22 protein-coding genes are annotated in these 21,836 nt (G+C 35.0%); 6 read left to right on the top strand and 16 right to left on the bottom strand.

Annotation, left to right across the window (positions count from 1 at the left end; all coding sequences use genetic code 11):
- The first annotated feature begins 17 nt into the window (after nt 1-17).
- Nucleotides 18-608, top strand: a complete 591-nt coding sequence (locus tag D1866_RS00405; protein WP_152940592.1) for a translin family protein — start codon at nt 18-20, stop codon at nt 606-608.
- Here the strand turns inward: D1866_RS00405 and lysX are convergent.
- The 15 genes from lysX to D1866_RS00480 form a co-directional block, all read right to left on the bottom strand.
- Nucleotides 594-1,439, bottom strand: coding sequence for a lysine biosynthesis protein LysX (gene lysX, locus D1866_RS00410; RefSeq protein WP_152940594.1), 846 nt, complete (start codon nt 1,437-1,439; stop codon nt 594-596). The genes D1866_RS00405 and lysX overlap by 15 nt on opposite strands.
- Entirely contained in the window at nt 1,436-4,573 is a 3,138-nt protein-coding gene (gene carB / locus D1866_RS00415; protein ID WP_155860965.1) for a carbamoyl-phosphate synthase (glutamine-hydrolyzing) large subunit, read from the bottom strand. Before carB ends, lysX begins: the two co-directional genes overlap by 4 nt.
- Nucleotides 4,560-5,672, bottom strand: coding sequence for a glutamine-hydrolyzing carbamoyl-phosphate synthase small subunit (carA, locus tag D1866_RS00420; RefSeq protein WP_152940598.1), 1,113 nt, complete (start codon nt 5,670-5,672; stop codon nt 4,560-4,562). Before carA ends, carB begins: the two co-directional genes overlap by 14 nt.
- Nucleotides 5,650-6,987 carry an argininosuccinate lyase gene (gene argH / locus D1866_RS00425; RefSeq protein ID WP_152940600.1) on the bottom strand — a complete coding sequence of 446 codons (1,338 nt, stop codon included), beginning with the start codon at nt 6,985-6,987 and terminating at the stop codon, nt 5,650-5,652. Before argH ends, carA begins: the two co-directional genes overlap by 23 nt.
- Nucleotides 6,987-8,165, bottom strand: a complete 1,179-nt coding sequence (locus tag D1866_RS00430) for an argininosuccinate synthase (protein ID WP_152940602.1) — start codon at nt 8,163-8,165, stop codon at nt 6,987-6,989. The genes argH and D1866_RS00430 overlap by 1 nt, the downstream gene beginning before the upstream one ends.
- Nucleotides 8,166-8,288: 123 nt before the next feature.
- The gene (locus D1866_RS00435; protein ID WP_231136345.1) at nt 8,289-8,447 is read right to left on the bottom strand and encodes a ribbon-helix-helix domain-containing protein; all 159 of its coding nucleotides are present in this window, start codon (nt 8,445-8,447) and stop codon (nt 8,289-8,291) included.
- A gap of 91 nt (nt 8,448-8,538) precedes the next feature.
- The gene (locus D1866_RS00440) at nt 8,539-8,988 is read right to left on the bottom strand and encodes a hypothetical protein (protein WP_048054614.1); all 450 of its coding nucleotides are present in this window, start codon (nt 8,986-8,988) and stop codon (nt 8,539-8,541) included.
- Nucleotides 8,989-9,046: 58 nt separating this feature from the next.
- A complete protein-coding gene (purM, locus tag D1866_RS00445; protein ID WP_152940604.1) occupies nt 9,047-10,015 on the bottom strand; it encodes a phosphoribosylformylglycinamidine cyclo-ligase in 969 nt (322 codons plus the stop codon).
- Nucleotides 10,009-11,439, bottom strand: coding sequence for a phosphoribosylamine--glycine ligase (gene purD, locus D1866_RS00450; protein WP_152940606.1), 1,431 nt, complete (start codon nt 11,437-11,439; stop codon nt 10,009-10,011). Before purD ends, purM begins: the two co-directional genes overlap by 7 nt.
- The gene (locus D1866_RS00455; protein WP_155860966.1) at nt 11,440-12,645 is read right to left on the bottom strand and encodes an amidophosphoribosyltransferase; all 1,206 of its coding nucleotides are present in this window, start codon (nt 12,643-12,645) and stop codon (nt 11,440-11,442) included.
- Nucleotides 12,646-12,650: 5 nt separating this feature from the next.
- Entirely contained in the window at nt 12,651-14,000 is a 1,350-nt protein-coding gene (gene purF / locus D1866_RS00460; RefSeq protein ID WP_155860968.1) for an amidophosphoribosyltransferase, read from the bottom strand.
- Nucleotides 13,994-16,105, bottom strand: a complete 2,112-nt coding sequence (gene purL / locus D1866_RS00465; protein WP_152940611.1) for a phosphoribosylformylglycinamidine synthase subunit PurL — start codon at nt 16,103-16,105, stop codon at nt 13,994-13,996. Before purL ends, purF begins: the two co-directional genes overlap by 7 nt.
- Nucleotides 16,102-16,773, bottom strand: coding sequence for a phosphoribosylformylglycinamidine synthase I (gene purQ, locus D1866_RS00470; protein WP_152940613.1), 672 nt, complete (start codon nt 16,771-16,773; stop codon nt 16,102-16,104). Before purQ ends, purL begins: the two co-directional genes overlap by 4 nt.
- Entirely contained in the window at nt 16,754-17,002 is a 249-nt protein-coding gene (locus D1866_RS00475; protein ID WP_155861205.1) for a phosphoribosylformylglycinamidine synthase subunit PurS, read from the bottom strand. The genes purQ and D1866_RS00475 overlap by 20 nt, the downstream gene beginning before the upstream one ends.
- A gap of 18 nt (nt 17,003-17,020) precedes the next feature.
- Nucleotides 17,021-17,728, bottom strand: a complete 708-nt coding sequence (locus tag D1866_RS00480) for a phosphoribosylaminoimidazolesuccinocarboxamide synthase (RefSeq protein ID WP_152940615.1) — start codon at nt 17,726-17,728, stop codon at nt 17,021-17,023.
- Between the two features lie 117 nt (nt 17,729-17,845).
- On the opposite strand from D1866_RS00480, the gene metG reads away from it, so the two are divergent.
- Both metG and D1866_RS00490 read left to right on the top strand, forming a co-directional pair.
- Nucleotides 17,846-18,184, top strand: a complete 339-nt coding sequence (gene metG / locus D1866_RS00485; protein ID WP_152940617.1) for a methionine--tRNA ligase subunit beta — start codon at nt 17,846-17,848, stop codon at nt 18,182-18,184.
- On the top strand, nt 18,178-19,167 hold the full coding sequence (locus D1866_RS00490; protein ID WP_152940619.1) for an NOG1 family protein: 990 nt from the start codon (nt 18,178-18,180) through the stop codon (nt 19,165-19,167). Before metG ends, D1866_RS00490 begins: the two co-directional genes overlap by 7 nt.
- Here the strand turns inward: D1866_RS00490 and D1866_RS00495 are convergent.
- The gene (locus tag D1866_RS00495; RefSeq protein ID WP_231136346.1) at nt 19,157-19,753 is read right to left on the bottom strand and encodes a tRNA(Phe) 7-((3-amino-3-carboxypropyl)-4-demethylwyosine(37)-N(4))-methyltransferase; all 597 of its coding nucleotides are present in this window, start codon (nt 19,751-19,753) and stop codon (nt 19,157-19,159) included. The genes D1866_RS00490 and D1866_RS00495 overlap by 11 nt on opposite strands.
- Nucleotides 19,754-19,790: 37 nt before the next feature.
- Here D1866_RS00495 and D1866_RS00500 point away from each other — a divergent pair, with 37 nt between their 5' ends.
- The 3 genes from D1866_RS00500 to D1866_RS00510 are packed head-to-tail and all read left to right on the top strand — an operon-like array spanning nt 19,791 to nt 21,823.
- Nucleotides 19,791-20,168: a hypothetical protein gene (locus D1866_RS00500; protein ID WP_152940623.1), complete on the top strand. Its 378-nt coding sequence runs from the start codon at nt 19,791-19,793 to the stop codon at nt 20,166-20,168.
- Nucleotides 20,158-21,507, top strand: a complete 1,350-nt coding sequence (locus D1866_RS00505; protein WP_152940625.1) for a dihydrolipoyl dehydrogenase family protein — start codon at nt 20,158-20,160, stop codon at nt 21,505-21,507. The genes D1866_RS00500 and D1866_RS00505 overlap by 11 nt, the downstream gene beginning before the upstream one ends.
- Before the next feature lie 10 nt (nt 21,508-21,517).
- On the top strand, nt 21,518-21,823 hold the full coding sequence (locus D1866_RS00510; RefSeq protein ID WP_152940627.1) for a winged helix-turn-helix domain-containing protein: 306 nt from the start codon (nt 21,518-21,520) through the stop codon (nt 21,821-21,823).
- Nucleotides 21,824-21,836 lie beyond the last annotated feature (13 nt).

Consider the following 21,836-nt stretch of genomic DNA (forward strand, 5'->3'; position numbering starts at 1 on the left):
ACTACTTATCTAACCTCATGATAGAAGAAATACAGAGTTATTTAGACGGGATAGAGAAAAAACTCACAGAAAGATTTGATAATAGGGAAAAACTTCTCCTCTTGTCTAGAGAATTAATAAGAGTTTGCGGAGAAACAATTTCGCTTTCGCATAGACAAAAGAAGGAAGAAGCATTAAAGAAATATGAGGAGGCAATACAGAAAGCCAAGGAGATTGAACAAATAGTTAACCAATATCCAGAATTACTTTACGGCGATGTCGGTACATCTTTTCAAGAACTTGCTGAGGCTAGTGTAGTAATTAATATGTATTTTGGCGGAAAGCTTTACCTCGCTGATGAACTAGGAATTCCAGACATGTACTATGTATTAGGCATAGCAGATGCAGTTGGCGAAATGAGAAGGGCAATTCTAGAGTTCCTTAGGAAAGGGGATTATGAAAATGCGGATAAATTCTTCAATTACATGGAAACAATCTATGAGGAATTATGGAAGTTTGAATACCCAAAGTCGTTAATTCCTGGTTTAAGGCAAAAAATTGACGCTTTAAGGAGAATTTTAGAAGAAACTAGACATGACTTATTTCTAGCTAAATTAGGAAAAGTTTGAAATAATATAATCGACAAGTTTTTCGGCAACGTTTATGCCGGTAGCTAGCATAAATCCTTTAAATTCTGGTGTGTCGTTAAGCTCATTTATTACATAACCTTTACTCGCATGCTCTAGGATGTCTATTGAAATGAACTCTCCGTTTACTACGCTAGCAGCCTTTAATGCGGTCTCCCTCAACTTTTCATCGATTGTTATTGGCGAAGGGGTGCCTCCCAGAGCTACGTTAGCCCTCCATTCATTTGGTGGAATATTCCTAGCGTAACAACCTAATAATTCCTTACCCATAACTATACATCTTATATCCCTATTTTTCTCTTTAATGTATTCTTGAACTATGTGAACTTTTAGTGCAGAATTTCCTAACATTTCCCTATGCTCTATAATCGTTTTTCCCTCAAAGATATCCCTTATTAAAGATACCATTCTACCCCAGCTTCCTATTGGTGGCTTATCTATTAATGGAAATCCTATTTGTTCATATGCCTTTAACGTAGCATCTGGAGACATTGCTATTACCGAATCTGGTATAGGAACTCCAGCCTTGAAAAGCTTAGAATATGTTAGTATTTTATCTCCTGCTACAGTAATTACTTCAGAAGAGTTTATTGTATGAACTCCTACGCTTTCAAATACTGCAGCAGAATAAAGAGATCTATACATACTAATAGCCCTAATTATTGCAACGTCATATCTATCTAAAGCTCTATTGAATGGCAGAGGCTCTTGTGCTACATTTATTACGTCATACTGAATTCCTTTATCGTTTAAACTTTTTACTATCATTTTTTCCTCTTGTCTTATTATATCTACTACTAAAGCTATCCTCATATTCCACCACCGTAATCCCTCATTTCATAATACGTTAACCTTGAATTGAGAAAACCTTGAGTAAGTTCCTTACCAAGCCTTCCGTTAAGTACCAACGGTACATTATAATCCACTGCCTCCCTTCTAACGTGGTAATCTATATTCTTTAAGTAACCGTTAGTGATTATAATGCCTATTTTAGAGGTAGTAATTAAATCTACGGCAGTCCTTGAATCAACCTCTTCCTCACCCTTTAATGGCACTTCCTTCAAGGTTATAACTTCCATACCGTATTTCCTTAAATTATTTGCAGCCTCCTTTAGGTAATCCTCGTTTCCTATTCCATAAACTAAGGCATATTTTCCTTTTTCTGGTAATTTATTAGGAGTGACTGATAACCAACTCTTAACTAACGCATCGTAAAAATCAATTCCGAAAGCTGCTGCTTCACCAGTACTTCTCATTTCTGGCCCTAGCATTGGATATGCTCCCCTTATTTGCGTCCAGGAAAACTGTGGGGATTTAACCGCCCAAGCCTTTGACGGCGGTTCATAAAACTCGTCAAGGTTTAAGCCATTTATTATTGCATCAAGTGCCTTTTCTATTATATTAACTCCTTTAGCCTTACTACTGAATGGCATAGATCTACTAGCCCTTAAGTTCAGCTCTATGATATAAGGAGTATTATCTTTTACCACAAATTGTAAATTGAAAGGTCCCTTAATTTCAATTTCTCTAGCTATTTGTAGTGCATATTCCTTCATTTGCTTAACTACTCCTTCTCCTAATTTTCTACTTGGTATACTCATAGTAGCATCTCCGCTATGAACGCCTGCCTCCTCAACATGTTCAATGACTACCCCTATTACTCCTTTTCCATCGCTTGCGGCATCTATTTCTGCTTCTATTGCATTATCCAAATACTTTGATATAACAACTGGATATTTAGTTGAGATTTTCAAGTTATTGATGAAATTAAATAATTCTTCCTCATTGTAAACTATTCTCATAGAAGATCCGCTTAGTACGTAACTTGGCCTAATTAATAATGGGAATCCAACTTCTCCAACGAATTTCTTAACTTCTTCTATAGATGATGCAGAAATCCACGGCGGTTGTTTTATGCCTAATTTATCAAGAAGCTTAGAGAACTTCTCCCTATCTTCTGCTATGTCTACGCTATGTCCTGCTGTACCTAATAATCTAATTCCAGAATCTTCTAACAGTTTTGCTAAATTGTTTCCTATTTGCCCTCCAGTAAAGGTTGCTACATACCTAAAGTTCTCTTTGTTTACAATGTCGAGTATTCTTTCTAACGTTAATTCATCAAAGTATAATTTCTTTGCAACGTCCCAGTCAGTTGACACTGTCTCTGGGTTATAATTAAGTATAGCTACTTCGTCGAAGTATTTTAATGCAGCATCAAGTAAACTTACTACGCTCCAATCAAATTCTACAGAAACTCCTATCCTAAATCCTCCTGCTCCAAGGATTAGTAATTTATTTGCGTTAGTTGAAAATTCTATGTCATCTTCGCTGCCATTATATGTTAAATAAAGGTAATTAGTTACCGCAGGCCATTCTCCAGCTAAAGTGTCTATTTGCTTAACTACTGGTTTTATTCCTTCTATCTCTCTTATTTTCCTAATCTCTTCTACACTCTTATTTACTTTCTTTGCAATTTGCTCGTCACTAAATCCTAACTTTTTAGCTTCAATCAGGGTATCTTTGTTTACTTCTTTTAAATTCTCGTAAAATTCAACTAATTTCTTTATTTTATTAAGGAAGAACTTATCTATACCCGTTGCCTCATACACTTCATCTATTGTCGCTCCTTCTTTAAAGGCCTTAGCAGCGTATAAGAACCAGTATGGATACCTTTCTTTCAAGTATTTTAGAAGTTCATTTTTAGTTAGAAGTGAATTATAGGCCTTTCCTCCAACAACTCCGGGCTCTCCAATATCTAACATCCTTACAGCCTTTTGTAACGCCTCTTCAAACGATCTTCCTATGCTCATGACCTCTCCTATACTTTTCATTTCTGTTCCTAGCGACATCTCTGCGTTTTCAAACTTCTGTAAATCCCATCTTGGTATTTTGATTACTACATAGTCTAAGCTTGGTTCGAAGCATGCACACGTTGAGCCGGAAACCTTGTTCAAAACTTCATATAGAGAATATCCTAAAGCTAACTTTGCAGAAACATATGCCAAAGGATATCCTGTAGCTTTGCTGGCTAATGCACTACTCCTAGACATCCTTGGATTTGTCTCAATAATATAGTGAGTATAACTATTAGGATCTAGAGCAAACTGCACATTACATTCTCCTACTAAATCAATGGATTTTGCTACGAGTTCGGCCTTAGTCCTCATATCCTGGTATTCTTGATTATCCAAAGTTTGGCATGGCGCAATTACTGTAGATTCTCCAGTATGAACTCCCATAGGATCTAAATTCTCTATACAAGCTATTACAGCAGAATTGCCTTTACTGTCTCTCATTACTTCGTATTCAAGTTCCTTCCAATGGTACAAGTATTTCTCTATTAATACTTCATGAGTATAACTCTGAGAGAAAGCCCTTCCTATGTCCCTTTTAAGTATTTCCTCATTCCAAGCTACTGTAGATCCTCTACCTCCTAAGTTGAAACTTACTCTAACCATTACTGGATATCCTATTTCCCTAGCCTTCTGTATAGCCTCTTCCTCAGTTTTAGCAGATAAACTTGGAGGTACTGGTAAATTAACATTAATCATCGTTTCCCTGAATTTTTCCCTACTTAATGCCTTTTCTATTCCTTCGATCGGAGTCCCTAATACCTTTACTCCGTACTTTTGTAGGATACCTCTTTTATATAAATCTACACCTACATTTAACGCAGTCTGTCCTCCAAAGCCTATCATTATGCCGTCCGGTCTCTCTTGCTCAATGACCTTCTCTACTGCCCACCATGTAACTGGTAACATGTAGATCTTATCTGCCATTTTATAACTAGTTTGAACTGTAGCTACGTTAGAGTTTACTAATATCGTCTGTATTCCCTCTTCCTTAAGTGCTTTTAATGCTTGACTACCGCTATAATCAAATTCTGCAGCTTCTGCTACTTTTATTGGTCCTGAACCTACAACTAATACCTTTTTAAGGTCTACCACTTTCAATCACCTTTTTAAATTTATCAAATACCCAAGTTACATCCCAAGGGCCAGGTCTAGCCTCTGGGTGAAATTGGGTAGTAATTATAGGCAATTTATTATGTATCATTCCTTCAACTACTCCATCATCCGGATTATAGAACCAGACTTTCATATCCTTTGGAACATCCTCCTTGAACACTCCATAACCGTGATTATGCGTTGTAATGTAACATTTATTATCAGTAACATCTATGACGGGCTTATTTATTGCTCTATGGCCATATTTCATTTTCCTAACATTTCCCCCTAAAGCTAAGGAAGTGATTTGGTGACCTAAACAAATTCCCATTATAGGAACTTTATATTCTACAATGTCCTTGTAAGTTTTTATCAGCCCTTGGAGTAATTTTGGATTTCCTGGGCCATTACCAAATACCACGCCTTGAGGAGAATAATCCATAATTTGATTTGCAGTAAAATTGCATGGTACTCTTACTACAGTATATCCTCTAGAGTTTAGCTGATAGAGTATGCCATGTTTTATTCCGCAGTCTACAAGAACTATTATTCCTTTTCCACTACCTTGATGAATTATAGGAGATTTAGGCGAAGTGAATTGAGTAAAGTCTATTTCATCATATTTCTTTTCCAGGTATTTCTTTGGGTCATCTAATTCTATTCCAGAAGATATTACACCCATCATTACGCCCTTATTCCTAACCTTCTTTACTAGCATTCTTGTATCAACGTCTGAAACTCCAGGAACTCCTTCAGATTTTAACCAGTCGTGAAGGGACATTTGCGAATTCCACTTATATGGATCTGTCTCCTCTGCAACTACTAAACCTTCAACTTGTATTCTCTCAGACTCAAAATTCCTTAAAATTCCGTTTTCTACTATGGGTTTAGGAATTCCGTAATTGCCTACTAGCGGATGTGTAATTACTAATATTTGTCCTCTATAAGATGGGTCTGTTAAACTCTCTGGATAACCATTCATTGAAGTAGTAAAAACTACTTCACCTGCCCTTATTCCCTTAGCTCCAAATCCGCAGCCTTCAATGAGAGTTCCATCTTCAAGGTAGATATATCCTTTATAGCCCCTCTTGCAAATCATTTTCAATCGCCTTTAATTGGGATATTTTATTTGAAATTTTTGTCTTGAATTCATTTAATCTCATTTTATTTTCCTCAATTCTATCTTTTGCCTTCTTAATATCATTTTTAAGCATTTCAGGATTTGGAGATCCTTCAGTTTTCTTTAAATTTATAGATTCTTTGAAACTTATTGAAGGAGTAAAGGTGCCCTTCATAACTTTAGAGGAGACTTCAAAATAAGCTTTTCTGTAAGGAATACCTTGCAAAGAAATGCTCTCTGCTTCGTCAGTAGCTAACATTGAATTATCGAGACTACCTGGTAAAACTTCAATGTTCTCAAATAGAGATTTCATGACATAGAGAGAATTCTTTACATAATCGAAGGAATACCAATAATATTTGTTCATTTCCTGTATATCTAAATCATAGCCTGAAGGTAATCCCTTATATATTGATGATAAAGATGTGAAGAAGCCTATTAATTCTCCTGCCTTGGCTCTCATTATTTCCATAGTTACCGGATTCCTTTTCTGTGGCATTAAACTACTAGTACTTACTTGATTGTCTGGAAGTTTAACTAATTTCATTGAGGAGAATATTATCATATCTTCCGCAATCCTGCTCAGTATTAAACTTAGGATTACCATACTACTTACAGACGAAATTAAGTCTATTCTTGAAGATGATGCCGAAATAGTGTTAGTTATTATATCATCAAAACCTAGCATTTCTGATTCTCTTTCTCTATTTATATTTACAGTACTTCCAACAATTGCTCCGCTACCTAATGGAGACCTATTTACTAGCTTCAAGTTTGAAAATATTATTTCCCAAGCTGAGTAAAGCTCTTCTTCTATATAGCTCAAATAATGCCCAAAAGTTGTAGGTTGTGCAGGTTGCAAGTGGGTAAAAGCTGGAAATATAACGTCAAGAAATTGCTCAGCCTTATTTAATAGGACTTCCCTTAATTTTATTATTTCATCTAGTATTGAAAGCAATTCTTCTCTGGCTTTCAACCTTAATGCAGTTGCTACGTGATCGTTTCTACTTCTACCTAATCCTATCCATCCCCCTTCTTCTCCAACTTTCTTTATTATATAATCCTCTAATGCCTCGTGGACGTCTTCATAACCGCTTGGAATTTCCTTAAAATCATTTATAGCAGAGATTATTTTTCCAGCTATTTCTTTACTTATTATCTTATTCAAATAAAGTTCTATTACATGAGCTTTCATCGTTAACTTTACTTCCTCCATTATCTCTTTATCGGAATCTATGGAGGAAGTAAAAGAGATAACTTCGTCTCCTGAAGAGCCCCATTTCCTATAAAGCATTACGAACTCCTCACCTTCCTAGCTAATAGCGAATGCATTCCCCAAATTTCTATGAATCCCTTAGCCATCTCTTCCGTAGGATACCATCCCTTATTATATGATGCAATCTTATCTGAGTAAGGAGAATAAGGAGAATTCCTACCTAATATTCTTAGACCGTTTTCTCCAATCTCCACTTCCACTTCTCCAGTAACCCAATTATTCATATCAACTCCAACTTTTTGTAATGTTTCCCTCAAGGGTTCGTACCATAAACCTTGATAAACTAAGTCGCTCCATTGAGAATCTATGCTTTTCTTAAACCTAAGCTCTAATGGAGTGTAAACGGTTTTTTCCAAATCCTTATGAGCATAAATTAAACAAAGAGCTGCTGGTGCTTCGTAAACTTCCCTGGATTTAAATCCTACAACCCTATTTTCTAAGTGATCTACTCTTCCAAAGCCTAAGCTTCCAGCGATCTTATTTAGGTTATCTATTAAGTTAAGCAGAGGCATTTTTTCTCCGTTTAATGCAACCGGCACTCCTTTCTCAAAAGTTATGATGATTTTCTCTTTATTTTTTGTCGATGTTTTTCTTGTCAATTCAAATGCGTCTTCTGGGACTTCCTTTGAAGGGTCTTCAATTATGTCGCCTTCAATGCTTCTGCCCCATAGATTCTCATCTATGCTATATTTACTGCTCTCTTCTTTTATCGGAATTCCGTGTTCTTTAGCATATTTGATTTCTGTTTCCCTAGTCATATCCCAACTTCTTGCAGGTGTTATTATTTTCGCGTCTGGCATGTGCGCCTTAATTGCTAAATCAAACCTTACTTGATCGTTACCTTTAGACGTTGAACCATGCGCTACATATTCTGTTCCTTCTTTTTTAGCTATTTCTACAACTTTTTCGGCTATTAAAGGCCTTGCTAAAGCTGTTGATAATGGGTAAACATCTTCATAAAGTCCATTCATTATGATATCATATTTCACGAATTTTTCTACAAATTCTTCTTTAGCATCTATTGTATAATGCTTAGATGAACCAGCAATGTAAGCTCTTTCTTCTAATTTTTTAAAATCCTCTTTCTGCCCTACATCAACGCTTACTGTTATTACATCAGCTTGATACTTTTCCTTAAGCCATCTTATAGATACTGTAGTATCTAACCCTCCCGAGTAAGCTAAAACTATTTTCATTTCAAGAAAACGGGTTACATTAGAGTTAAAAGCTATGAAGATAATGAAAATAACGTATTTCTCTATAGAGGTAATGTTGAAGGATTGCCTCAAAAATCTCTATATATAGACTTAACTAAACTTTTATGAGATTTTACCAAGCTTCTTAGTTAAATAGAATTTTAGTGCTTCTTTTATAAATTCTGTTCGGTTATCAAAGCCTAATTCTTTATATTTTTTATCAACTTCCCTTACTAGCTCTTCTTTTAATCTTACACTAATAACTTTCCTCATTATAATCATTTTATCAAGAATTCCAAGGTAATAAAAAAGGCTTTAGGTTTGATAAAAGGGGAATCAAAATAAATAGATCTTAAAATAAAATTGCTTCAGTTTAACTTGCTGATGTAAGTATTACGGCTTTGGCTTTCTTAGCTCTTATCTCGTCTAATTTCTCCATCATACTCTTAATTGCAAGAGTGAGTTGGTCTTTATGATACTTTCTTACGTGCTCTTCTGCATCTTCTCTAGCAACTATTGTATTGCATATTGTACATGTATAAACTCCATTTTCATCTCTAGTAATAATAGGTTTAACGTCAACTGAAATTTGCTTAAGTATCGGAATAATTTTCTTTGCTCTGCATTCGCTACCACTCTTTTCAATAATTCTTTGAGCGTAGCCTCTAAGTTGATGCTTTGATATATTATATCTATGTGCGACTATTGCCGGGCCTTCGCCATTAACTAAGTATTCCTCTAGAGCATTTAATAGGTAGTCGCTTCCTCCTAATATTTTTAAAGCTACATAATTTATTAAAGATTTCATATCTATTGGTTTCATATGTATAGTCACCAGACAAAGCATTATGATTTAGAGTTTAAAAGGTATTCATTAAATTCTATAAATAGAGAACAGCGTTCTTATACGTAAAGATTGTTATACCACTACCTTCTGAAACTTTTCCAATTTCATAAACTTCGACGAATTTCTGAATATTTTTTATTACATCGTCCTTATACTCTGGAGAGGTGAAAACAACCATACCGATGCCCATGTTGAAAACTTTATACATTTCCTCGTGAGAGACTCCGGCTTTCTCAATTTCCTTAAATATACCCTGTGGTTCTGGCATTTTAAGTTCTATATGATAATTAGTTATCCTCCTAAGCTTAGAAAATGAACCACCAGTTATGTGAGCAGCAGCCTTTATCATTGGTAAAACTGAAAGTATAGGTTTAACGTATATTTTAGTAGGCTTCATAATCTCTTCTTTCCAATCCTCAAACGAAAGTCTTCCTTCGTCTATTAATCTTCTAACCAAAGAATATCCGTTTGAATGAATTCCATTACTCCTTAAACCTAAGATTACATCCCCGGGCTTAACATCATGGCCATCTTTTATCTCATCTACAACTCCTAATGCAGTGCATGATAAATCGAAACCATTTATTACATCTTTCATTATAGCAGTTTCACCACCAACTATTTCTGCTTCAGACTCTATCGCTCCTTTAACTAAGCCGTTCATTACTCCCTTTACTACATCATCCATTGGTTTTTCCATTGCAAGATAATCAACCAATGCTAATGGCTTCGCTCCTATAGAAACTAAATCGTTAACGTTCATGGCAACGCAATCAATACCTACTGGTTCAAATATTCCTGATTTAAGCGCTAAAAGAGTCTTAGTTCCAACGCCGTCAGTGTGTAAAGCTAATTTTATTCCATTATAATTTATTACTCCAGAATAGTGCCCTGCCCCCAACAAAACATTCCTATATGTTGACGAGATCTCCTTAGCAATATATTCATGAATTTCTTTAATTTTATTTAAATCGACTCCAGCTTTTTTGTATTCACTCACCATAACCCACCATTAGGAGACCAGTCAGCAGAAACCCCTAAAATTCCGTGTTTTTCTCTATTCTTATAGGCATATCTAACTATCTCCGCCTTCTCCACCATATCGTTTATAGTTCTGCCTATATCAGTTCTGTAAATTATTTTCCTATCGCTCGAAATATACGTCATACACTCGTCAAGCTTTTTACTTGCCTCATCAAAATCTCCAAAGGCTACTAGTTCTAAGGCTCTAGAACCTTGAGCTATTAATTCGTTTCCTTCAAGAGCAATAGAGCCAAAGTATAATATACATCCTTTTTCCTTTATTTTTTGTAAATCTACATAGAATTTTTGGCCTTTAGCTAAAGATTTATTTAGAGGATATCCATAAGGTGCAATAGCTCTAACTACACTGGGTTCTTCAACGAGATCAATTTTTGCCTTAGATAATTTACCTTCAGCCATTAGTTCTAAAATTTCACCGAAATTCTTTATCCTAGGAATTATTGCTGAAGCCTCTGGATCCCCTAATCTAGAATAATACTCAATAATTGTAGGACCCCACAAATCTGTCAGCATCATTTGTCCAGATAAGAATCCTTTATATTTCTCTCCGGTTTCCTTTTCTATTGCTTCTGCAGTCATCTTGACAATGTTGAAACTCCTCTCGTACTCTTCTTCATTTATAAATGGAAGTAAATTCTTAGGACCAGATATTGAGCCCATTCCTCCGGTTTCTGGACCTATCCCATCTTGATAGGCGTGTTTATAATCTTGAGCCAAAGGTAAGGGCAAGTAAGAACTGCCGTCAGTTAAAACATGGAGAGTGTATTCGGGCCCGTCTACTCTTTCCTCAATTATGATTTTAACCTCATCGTCTGCTACGTATTTGCCAATTTCATCAACACTCTTGCTCAATGCCTGCCTTTTCTCATTAGATAAGTAAGCTTGAATGTCTGCTACTACCTTTACTCCCTTTCCTCCTACTTGCTCTGAAGGCTTTATTGCTACAGAACCTCCATAATCTAGAATAAATTTTGCTGCTTCAGCTAGATTTGAGAAAGATTTGAATCTTAACCTACCAGGGATTTTATATTTCCACATTAACTGCCTCATCCAAACCTTAGATTTTTCAACCATAGCATCTTTATCAATTGGACCTACAACTGGAATTCCTTCTTCATAAAATGCATTAGAGACTCCATGAAATAACGGATCTTCTGGCCCTATTACGCCGAAATCTGGGTTAACTTGTTTTATTATCTCTTTTACAAAGTCCTTAGAATTAATATTTCCTACGAAGTACTTCCCTCCTGTCCTTTCAACTACATTTTTTATTCCAGGATTTATGAAAGATGAAATTGCAAATACCTTGTTATTCGATAAGGCTTCTGCTAAGGCGTTCTCTCTAGCGCCATCGCCTATTAGAAGTACTTTCTTCTCATTCATTTAAATCACCTTAGGATAGGAATTTAACATGCAACCTAAGCATAGTTGTTTACTTCCTATGACCTTGTAAAGGCCATCTATACTTAACCAATAAATCGAATCCGCTCCTAAAACTTTAGCTATCTCTTCCTCACTTAGGTTTGCAGCTATCAATTCAGAAGATTGAGGAACTTCTACACCATATGGACAGTAGGAAATTAATTTAGGGCTTCCTATAAGTACGTGAACTTCTTTAGCACCCATCTTTCTTAGGCTAAATATAGTGTTCTTTAGAGTTGTTCCTGTAACCATAGAATCATCGATTAATATTACTCTTTTACCAAATACTGCCGATTTTATAACATTAAGTTTTAGCTGTACTCCTACTATTTTCATAAAATCGTTAGAGGCTAGCATTGTCCTTATCGGACTTCCAGTTCTTGTAAACCCTAGGTCTAACGGTATTCCGGTAACTCTGGAGTAGCCTATCGCAAAAGGAATTGCAGTGTCTGGAACTCCTATTACTGTATCGGCATCTATTGGCTTCTCTCTTGCAAGTTCTTCACCAATTCTTATCCTTAATTCGTAGATCGATTTCTCATTTACGAAACTGTCAATTCTAGCTTGGTAAATATATTCTATTGAACAGTAGCTCTTTTTAGGTTCTTTCAATTTCTTACTTTCTATATTATATTTATCAAGAATTATCATTTCGCCCGGATTTATTTCTCTCCTAAATTCCCCTCCTATAACGCTCATTGCAGTCATTTCAGATGCTACAATTGCCATATCAAAACCAAAACCACCTATTGCTAAAGGCTTAAGACCACTTTCATCGCGGTATGCTATTATCTTACCTTCTGATGTTAGTGCAATTAAAGAGAACGCTCCTCTTACGTCTTTTAAATCCTCAGGACTTGACAATACTTTTTCTGCAATTATTTTAGGATCTTCTTTTATTACTCCATCTATGACCAAAGCAACGTCGTCAAAAACTATCGGGTATCCTTCTTTACTTCCAGTGTAACCTATTCCCGCCCATCCGTGTTCGTTAATTTCTATATCTTCTGGAGGAGAAGAGAAATGACCAGATGAGATTTTATCATTAAGTATAGCATATCCGGAACTAGAATAGCCTCTATGCTGTAACCCCATTAAGGAGTATTTCATAAATTTCGAGATATTCCAAATTTTATCAAATGCCAAAATTCCTACTATACCTGCCACTTTTATCACCTATTAAATACACTTTCCATAACTTGTAAGGAATAGTTTCTCTTAAGAGGATATATACCAGTAAAGCAGGCAGTACATAAGCTATCTCTACCTATTGCCTGCTTCATTTCGTCTACGGTTAGGTACTCTATGCTATCAGCTCCTAGAATTTTGGCAATTTCATTTTCATTTTTATTTGAGGCTATCAACTCACTCCTACTCGGGAAATCAATCCCCATATAACAAGGATATTTTATCATAGGAGAACCAACTCTCACGTGAATCTCCTTTGCACCAGAATTTCTTAATAACATGATTATTCTCTTCATAGTATTACCCCTAACTATTGAATCGTCTATAAGGACAATTCTCTTACCTTTAACTGCATCTTCTACAATTCCAAACTTTTCCTCAAGTACGGATTTCCTCTTATCGTTAGTAGGCATAATAAATGACCTTTTAGACACTATAGTCCTTATTAAGGCCTCTTCTAACGGAATTTTGCTCTCCCTTGAATAACCAATAGCAATAGGCCTAGATGACTCAGGGACCGGAACTACGATATCGGCTTTAGCAGGATGATTTTTAGCTAGAATCTCCCCAAGCCTTATTCTCGACATATAAACTGAAACTCCGTCAATTTTACTATCAGCTCTTGAAAAGTAAATATATTCAAATGCACAAGTATGGAAACTTGTAGATGGAACTTTATCGCTTAAAATTTTACCGTCAGGATTAACTAGAATTATTTCTCCAGGCAAGACGTCCTTGATCACTTTTCCTCCTAGTTGTTTTATTGCGGAATCTTCCGAAGAGAAAACTATGCTTTCCCCAATTTTGCCCATGACTAGCGGTCTGAAGCCTTTAGGATCTCTAACTGCTAAAACCCTTTTTTTATCATCTAAAATAACCATTGAGTATGCACCATCTGCTATATCCATAAAATGCTTTACAGCATATACAATATCCTTACCTTCTTTAATATCCTTAGATAGGAAATCTAGAATGAACTCGGTGTCAGTAGAATAATTTCCAAACTCAAAATAATTTGCAATTGTCCCATTAAATGCTATAGAAAGTTTCTCATTGTTTAGAGGCTGTGCCTCCTGTAAAGTAGTTTTACCGGTAGTAGAATATCTTACATGTCCTATGCTAAATTTCGATTTAATCTGTAAAACTTCCTTCTCATTTAATGCCTCCTCTACAAGGCCTAAGCCTTTTATAGTCTTAATTCCATCTTCTACGTAAGATATTCCTGCAGATTCTTGGCCTCTATGTTGTAACAATTTAAGTCCCTCATAGGTATATTTTACAGAATTCTCTCCTATGGTGGCAAATATTCCGCAGTGTTCCTTAATTTTCATAATCTCGCCTCCAAATAATTGTTATAAATATCTATTTCCTTGGATAAATCATAATAATCTGAATCAATATAAATTCCAGATCCTTTAGTAACTTTGCCAACTACTCTAGCAATAGTTCCTTTCTTTTCAGCAAGTCTCGTAAAGAATTGTGAATCATTAGTTAGTACTACAAACCTTCCTCCATTCTCTGAAAATAACTTTGAGTAGATGTCTTCAGCGGTAGTAATGGCATCTGTTGAAATTGAAACTGAATATCCCTTAGTTATTATACTCCATAAAGCTCCTATTAATCCTCCCTTAGAAATGTCTTTTGCATAAGTGATCTTTCCTTCATGTATTCCTTGTATAACGATTTCACTCGAAATTAAATCTTCAGAAAGTCTAGCTTTAGGTAATTTACCATATTGTCCAAAAATCTTAGTAAATAGTGAAGCTCTCATTTCATCCCTAGTAATCCCTATAAGAACTATATCCAGACCCTCCTCTATTGAAGGCCTAAAAGGTTTATCTGAAAGGCCTGCCATGACTATCAATGGTGTTGGTTTTATAGGTTCACCTTTACTATTCTCATTATAAAATGATACCTTACCACCTACTATTGGAATATTAAAGAATCTAGCTGCCTCAGAAATTCCTCTAATAGCTTCAACGAATTTTGCATAAACCTTTGGTTTTTTAGGATCTCCAAATTGCAAATGGTCTACGGCAGCTACTCCTCTAGCTCCAACAGTAGCTAAATTTCTATAAGCTTCTGCAAATATAGCTTTGCCGCATTCGTAAGAATCCTCAACGCATAAGTCAGGATTTGCATCACCTTTTATTGCAAGGAATTTACCGTTAGGGAGGAGTAATAATGAAGAATCCGCCTCTCCAGGCTTTATAACAGTAGAAGTACCAACTTCGTAATCGAATTGAGAATAGGCCCATTCCTTACTTACTAAATCTTCAGAAGTAACTATACTCCTTATAGCATCCTCTATTCTTACGTTAGGTTTTTCACCAGTTTTTTGTTCTCCATTTTCTTTCATATTCCATATATAAATTGGTGGAGAGAGTAATAATGACGAAGGAAGCGAAACTACCTCTTTCCCTTCATAAAGGAATTTTATCTTAGGTTCTTCGATAATTTCACCTATAACTGCACATGGATATTCATAGTATTCAAAGGCTTTACATACTTCTTTCACGTTTTCATCCTTTACAGCATAAAGCATTCTTTCTTGAGTTTCAGATATTATTATATCTACAGGTTTCATTCCTTTTACCCTAAGAGGCACTTTATCTAAGTTTACTATTGCCCCTAGCCCATTAGCCATCTCAGTGACTGCTACTGCTAATCCTCCTCCTCCAAGGTCCTTTATTGCTTCAACTTTGTCCGCTATTTCAAGAGTTACGTCTAGGATTATCTTTCCTGCAAAAGGATCAGCTATTTGAACAGCACCTATTTCGTCCTCTCCACTTAGCTTTCTGGAAGCAAAGGAAGCTCCACCTAAGCCGTCTATTCCAGTCAAACCAGCCAAAACTAACTTTAAGCCTGGCCTTTTAACAACGCTAGGTATAATTTTATCCTTTCTTACTATCCCTACGCAAGCAACGTCAACTAATGGATTATCAGTATAGGAATCATCAAAGGAAAGTTCTCCTCCAACTACTGGTACTCCTATACTATTTCCGTAAAATCCTATACCGCTTATTATACCTTTTAATAACCATCTATTTCTTTCATGCCTTAAACTTCCTACTCTTATCATATCTAATAACGCTATAGGTCTTGCTCCCTTACTTATTATGTCTCTAATTATTCCTCCTACTCCTGTAGCTGCACCATTAAATGGGTCAATTGCCGAAGGATGATTATGACTTTCAACCTTCATTACAATTGCATAGCCATCTCCAATATCCACTGCACCTGCATCTTGCCAATCTTCTATTCCCATAACGACATTTGGACCTTCGCTTGGCAAACTTCTTAGGAACACCTTAGACGATTTATAAGAACAATGCTCAGACCATAATGCGTCAATTACTTTTAATTCTTCTTCCTTTGGTTCCCTTTTTAATTCCTTTTTAATTAATTCTAGTTCATAAGATGAAAGGGATATGGTCATTTTCTCAACCCTCTAAGAAGTAATAAACCATCTGTTTGCGAATCTGGGCTAGTTAACTTGAATGAAGCTCTTTCTGGATGTGGCATTAAACCTATAACGTTGCCTTCTTCATTTGCTATACCAGCAATGTTCAAAATTGAACCATTAGGATTTACTTCTTCTTTTACATTCCCTTCTTCATCGGAGTACTTAAATACTGCAAGTTTTTCTGCCTCTTCTGGATTATCTAGATAATATCTTCCTTCAGCATGAGCTATTGGCATTCTTAATACTTTCTTGTTTAGCCCTTTAGTAATTGCAGTGTCAAACCTTACAACCTTAACGTAAACCCATTTACTTATGAATCTCATTTTCAGGTTAGGGAGTAATGCACCTTTTAGTAATCCACTTTCGACTAATATTTGGAATCCATTGCATATTCCAAGTACTATTTTTCCCTCATTAGCCATTTCCTTAATTTTCTTCATTGTTTCAGTATTTGCAGCAATACTTCCAGCTCTAAGATAATCTCCAAAACTAAAACCTCCCGGAATAACAACTGCATCAAACTTATCCGGATCAAAATCCTTATAACCTACTATGTTGGATTCTACTCCAGCTTCTTTTAAAGCCTTTAAGACGTCAATTTCACAAGTAGTTCCAGGGAATTTAATTACCGCCGTTTTCAATTTTCTCTGCCCTAACAATAATTTTATGAACTATAGGATTGTATAACCTATCTTCATATGCTATTTTCTTCACTAATTCAATTGCCTCAGACTCTTCTTTTACATCGACACTAAAGCTTAGATATTTTCCAGCCCTTACTTCCTTAACCTTATCAGTTACTTTATTTACTATGTAGTTCTTTATAGTCTCTCCTTCCGGATCCCTTATTCCTTCCTTATTGATTATAATTAATTCTACCTTAAACGTTCAAACCACCTTTTCCAGCTTTGAAAGGAATTCCTCATAAGCTTCTTTAACCGTCTTCAAATCGTATCCCTTTCTGTATAAATCCTTATCAAGAATCCTTCCAGTCTTTGGATCTCTTACCCTCATTGAGTCTAAAGTTATTTCATCCCCAACAATTAGCTCATTCCCTAATCTTCCGAATTCCAGTTTAAAATCATAAAGCTCAAATCCCATTTTCCTGATAATATCACGTAAAACTTCATTAACTCTCATCATTACGCTTTCAACAACTTCTGCTTCTTTTCTGTTCATCAATTTGAAATATTCTAAATGATAGTAATTAAGCATGGGATCGTGTCTAGAGTCGTCCTTTAGGAAGTATTCTATTATTGGTGGATCAAATATTTCTCCTTCTTTTATTGGAAGCCTTTTTACTATACTTCCAGTAGCTATATTCCTTAAAACTACTTCTACAGGAATCATTTTCAACTTCTTAGCTATCATAGTCCTTTCATCGTACATGCCAACGTAATGGGTTCTTATTCCGTTCCTTTCAAGAAGCCTAAAAATTAAGGCAGAAGTCTGAGCATTTATCACACCTTTATTTTCCATAATATCGACTTTTGCTCCATCGCCTGCAGTTATGGTATCCTTAAATCTAAGGAGAACGTGATCAGAATCATAAGAAAAAACTTGTTTAGTCTTACCTTCTCCTATGAGTGTCTCCATACAGCTAATTTACACAACCAGTATAAAAACTCTTCTCTAATTGTCCTTTATTATTTACTTGTTCAAGTAAATGATATAGAAGAATAAAGTTAAAAGTCACATGGAACAGTTGAACCCATGGAAATTTCAATTGACGACTTTTCAAAAGTGGAATTGAAAGTAGGAGTGGTCAAATCTGCGGAAAGGATTGAAGGAACTAGGTTACTTAAGTTAATTGTTGACCTTGGTAGCGAAGAAAGGCAAATAATTTCTGGAATAGCTGAGTATTACAGTCCAGAGCAATTAATAGGCAAAAAAGTCATAGTTGTAGCAAACTTAAAACCAAAGATGATAAGAGGATTTGAAAGTCAAGGGATGATACTCGCTGCAGGTTGTAAAGAAGATGAAGATAAAGGAATTAAGCCTACATTATTAACAGTAGATGGAGACGTACCTCCAGGAACAAGAGTATGTTAAATCCTTTTGAAAAATTAAATTGTCCCCCAAAAGTTGAGGATTTAATAAAAATAGTTTTAGGAAGATTACCTAAAATTTCAGGAAATACTATTAAAGATAGAGAAATTAGGAGACTTATATATTATGACGAACAAGTTAAGAGATATTTAAATTTCGTAAATAGCTTTCCTAGAATAGACAACCTTCACCCATTCTATAAAGAGGCATTAGAAATAACTGCAGGAAAAAGTATTGATAATATCAAAATTTGCTTATCTATAATCAATAAAACTTCTCTAACTGCTTCCTCTATTTTAAAAAGATATATTAATGAAATAAGAAAATCCGATGAAACTCTCGCTAATAAATTAATGAGACAAGCATTCGGTAGAGTATCTTCTTTACTTAGAAAAAGAAAAGATTGTATCGATTGGATCATTGACTTAACTAAGAACATGAAGAAAATGAAAAGTATGGATCCAGAAATGCCTACAGTAATAATTGCTGGATCTCCAAACGTTGGCAAATCTACATTAGTCAGTAAGATTTCTTCCGCAAAGCCCGAAATAGCTAATTACCCATTTACAACAAAAGAAATTCATGTAGGGCATTTTGATATTAACGAGATCAAGGTTCAAGTTATTGACACTCCTGGAATATTAGATAGACCTATGAAGGAAAGAAATCAGATAGAAAGAAAGGCTATTAACGCGATAAAGAACTTAAACGGAATTATTGTTTTCCTATTTGATATTTCTCAACAATCCTTATATTCTCCAAAGGAGCAATTCGATCTTCTTAGAGAAATTCTAGAATTTAACAAGAACGTAATCATTGCTTTAAACAAGATTGATTCTAAGGATGAAAAACTGTACGTCGAGGTAAGTAAAATGTTAAGGGAAAATTCCCTTAACTTCATGGAAATTAGTGCGGAAAACAACATTGGAATAGATGAGCTGAAGGAAGAAATTAAGAAGAGAGTTCTTGAAATGATCAAGCAGTAACTTTAGTCTTCAAGGATTCTTCAACTAATTTTTGTAACTCCCATAGTTTATCTTTTCCTTTCTTTAATACTTCGTTGGAAATTTTAACTAAGGTTTTAATTTGATCTTCACTTACTTGTTGTTCTGAATTTTCTCTAAGCAATTGAACAAGTTTTATTCCAGTTTTTAGTTCAACTAAAATTCCCTTATTGTTCACGGTTAATACTCCAGAATGCTTAAACCCAGCATTCCTAGCTATTTTTATTATATCCCAAGCTTCTTCCCAATCTTTAGTATAAACGTGAAGAATAGGACCTTGAGATACAAGCCAAAGCCTGTAAACTTGTGGTTTTTCTAGAATATCCTTTACATCGTCTTCTGTTATCCCAAGGTGGTTTTTAAATATTATTGTAGAATTTTTCCTTATCCAAGGTAAATATGAATCAATAATAGTTATTCTCCCGCTACAGCTACTGTATGTGAAACTTTTCTCTCTCTTGAAAAATGCTACAAGTACATCGTAAATATCTGGATCTAAATATCCTATCTCTTTATCTCTAATCATTCTTTCATATGCTTTCTTCTTCCATAATTCCCAGTCATCCATTCCAGATTTTATATACTCCATTAGCTTATAAAGCATTGTGAGGCTTTCTGAAATAGTAACTAAGTTTAAATTAAGTGAAGAAAGTGAAATTGAAGTAAAAGATAATATAGAATTTGAAGAAATAGACGTTGATATAGGTACTAGAGTACTTTTGACAAACGGGAAAAGGAGAAGAATTGTAGATCTTGGAATACTTTCAATAATATATAGAAATTGCAGTAAAGAGTTTGTAAAAGACTACTTAGACTTATCTCATTCATTAGAATACATTCACGATAAGTACGGAGTTTACACGGAATTAGAATACCTGGCAATTAATTGCGAAAGCTTTGTAAAAGATAAAGATGTTTTAGCAACAATTAAAGAACTCAAAGCCTATATACTTTCTAGAGAAAATAGACAGCATGGATTTTGATGTAATTGTAATAGGCGGAGGAGTAGGGGGGTATTCAGCAGCTTTAAGAGCAGCAGAACTAGGTAAAAAAGTCGCTATAATAGAAAAAGATGAAATAGGTGGAGAATGCGTAAATAGAGCATGCATACCTTCCAAGACTTTAATAGATGCAGTAAAAATTCTTAATAAAATAAAGAAGGCAAGCTGGATCAAGGCCTCAGCTACTTTGGACTATGAGGAACTTTCCAAGTTTAAAGATAAGATAATAGAAAGCGTAAAAGGAAAAATGATCAAAAACTTAGAAAATAGATCCGTAACAATAATAAAAGGAAAAGGAGAAATAAAGAGAGAAGGAGAAGTTGATGTCAATGGAAAAATATATACTGCAGATAAGATAGTAATAGCCACTGGCTCGTCTCCAATATCTTTACCTGCATTTCCACTTAATGGAAAAAACGTTTTAGATCCTTGGACAGCAATGAACTTACCATCTCTACCACAAAAAATAGTAATAGTAGGAGGAGGAGTAGCAGGCGTAGAGCTAGCTACGTTATTTAAGGCTATGGGCAAAGATGTTACTATTTTAGAATTAATGCCCCAACTATTGCCGGGATTTGATAAGGACATTGCTAACGAAACTAAGAAGAGGCTTGAAGAAAGAGGAGTAAAAATTTACTTACAAGCTAATTCTAAGATTATAGAAAGTGAGGATAAGGTAGTCTTTGACGTTACTTTACCTTCATCAAATGAGAAAGTCTCTGGAGATTTAGCGGTAATTACTATAGGAAGAAAGCCTAATACTGAAGGCCTTGATTTACAAGCTGTACACATTAATGTTGATAAGAGAGGTTACATAATAGTTAATGATAGAGCAGAAACTTCTAATCCTAAATATTATGCTGTAGGAGATGTTGCAGGTATGCCTTTATCAGCAACTAAAGCATGGAAGCAAGGTATAGTAGCAGGAGACAATATAGGAGGAATTTCATCCACAATGCCTAAATATTCTCCAATTTCCATATTTGCAGATTTAGAAATAGGTAGTGTAGGAAAAACTTTAGATGACTTAAAGAAGGATAATGTTGAAGGAAAAGAAATTACAGTAAAAATGGAAGACATTCCAAGAGCGTGGACTTTAAACGAAACAGAAGGTTTTCTAAAAATCGTTGTATCTGGTAATAAAATTGTTGGTGCTCATATGGTAGGTGAAGGAGCTACTGAAGTAATAAACACTCTGTCCTTAGCACTTGAGGCAGGACTTACTGTAGATGATCTTTATAAGGTATTGTTCTCTCATCCTACTGTGACAGAGATAATCTCAGAAGTAATGCAAAGACTAAAATATGGAGAAGTGTATTAACGTTCTCTAGATGAGTGAAAGAGAAAGGAAGGAAGTAAAGAAGCTTTTCAAATTTCTATTTTTTACATCCAGAGGAGGTCTTACTAGGTTAAGGATTATTAGACTTTTAGAGGAGTCTTCTCTTAACGCGAACCAAATTTCTACTCTTCTAAGAATGGATTATAAAACAATTATACATCATTTGGAAGTATTGACTCAAAACGGAATAATTATAAAGGATGGAGAGAAATATGGAGCTGTGTATCGTTTAACTTCATTTTATTACAGATTTAGGGATGTACTTGAAGAGTTAGAAAAAGAGGCTAAACTCTCTTAAATCTTTCTCCTTA

This window comes from Acidianus ambivalens, from assembly GCF_009729015.1.
Lineage (GTDB): Archaea > Thermoproteota > Thermoprotei_A > Sulfolobales > Sulfolobaceae > Acidianus > Acidianus ambivalens.

Excerpts from the sequence above, each read along its gene's own strand:
- argH (WP_152940600.1), bottom strand. The coding sequence starts at position 6,987 with ATGCTTTATAGGAAATGGGGCTCTTCAGGAGACGAAGTTATCTCTTTT.
- D1866_RS00435 (WP_231136345.1), bottom strand. The coding sequence starts at position 8,447 with ATGATTATAATGAGGAAAGTTATTAGTGTAAGATTAAAAGAAGAGCTA.
- D1866_RS00440 (WP_048054614.1), bottom strand. The coding sequence starts at position 8,988 with ATGAAACCAATAGATATGAAATCTTTAATAAATTATGTAGCTTTAAAA.
- lysX (WP_152940594.1), bottom strand. The coding sequence starts at position 1,439 with ATGAGGATAGCTTTAGTAGTAGATATAATAAGACAAGAGGAAAAAATG.
- D1866_RS00495 (WP_231136346.1), bottom strand. The coding sequence starts at position 19,753 with ATGGATGACTGGGAATTATGGAAGAAGAAAGCATATGAAAGAATGATT.
- D1866_RS00405 (WP_152940592.1), top strand. The coding sequence starts at position 18 with ATGATAGAAGAAATACAGAGTTATTTAGACGGGATAGAGAAAAAACTC.
- purD (WP_152940606.1), bottom strand. The coding sequence starts at position 11,439 with ATGAATGAGAAGAAAGTACTTCTAATAGGCGATGGCGCTAGAGAGAAC.
- metG (WP_152940617.1), top strand. The coding sequence starts at position 17,846 with ATGGAAATTTCAATTGACGACTTTTCAAAAGTGGAATTGAAAGTAGGA.
- purL (WP_152940611.1), bottom strand. The coding sequence starts at position 16,105 with ATGACCATATCCCTTTCATCTTATGAACTAGAATTAATTAAAAAGGAA.
- D1866_RS00430 (WP_152940602.1), bottom strand. The coding sequence starts at position 8,165 with ATGAAAATAGTTTTAGCTTACTCGGGAGGGTTAGATACTACAGTATCT.
- D1866_RS00505 (WP_152940625.1), top strand. The coding sequence starts at position 20,158 with ATGGATTTTGATGTAATTGTAATAGGCGGAGGAGTAGGGGGGTATTCA.
- purM (WP_152940604.1), bottom strand. The coding sequence starts at position 10,015 with ATGGTGAGTGAATACAAAAAAGCTGGAGTCGATTTAAATAAAATTAAA.
- D1866_RS00480 (WP_152940615.1), bottom strand. The coding sequence starts at position 17,728 with ATGGAGACACTCATAGGAGAAGGTAAGACTAAACAAGTTTTTTCTTAT.
- D1866_RS00490 (WP_152940619.1), top strand. The coding sequence starts at position 18,178 with ATGTTAAATCCTTTTGAAAAATTAAATTGTCCCCCAAAAGTTGAGGAT.
- carA (WP_152940598.1), bottom strand. The coding sequence starts at position 5,672 with ATGATTTGCAAGAGGGGCTATAAAGGATATATCTACCTTGAAGATGGA.
- D1866_RS00510 (WP_152940627.1), top strand. The coding sequence starts at position 21,518 with ATGAGTGAAAGAGAAAGGAAGGAAGTAAAGAAGCTTTTCAAATTTCTA.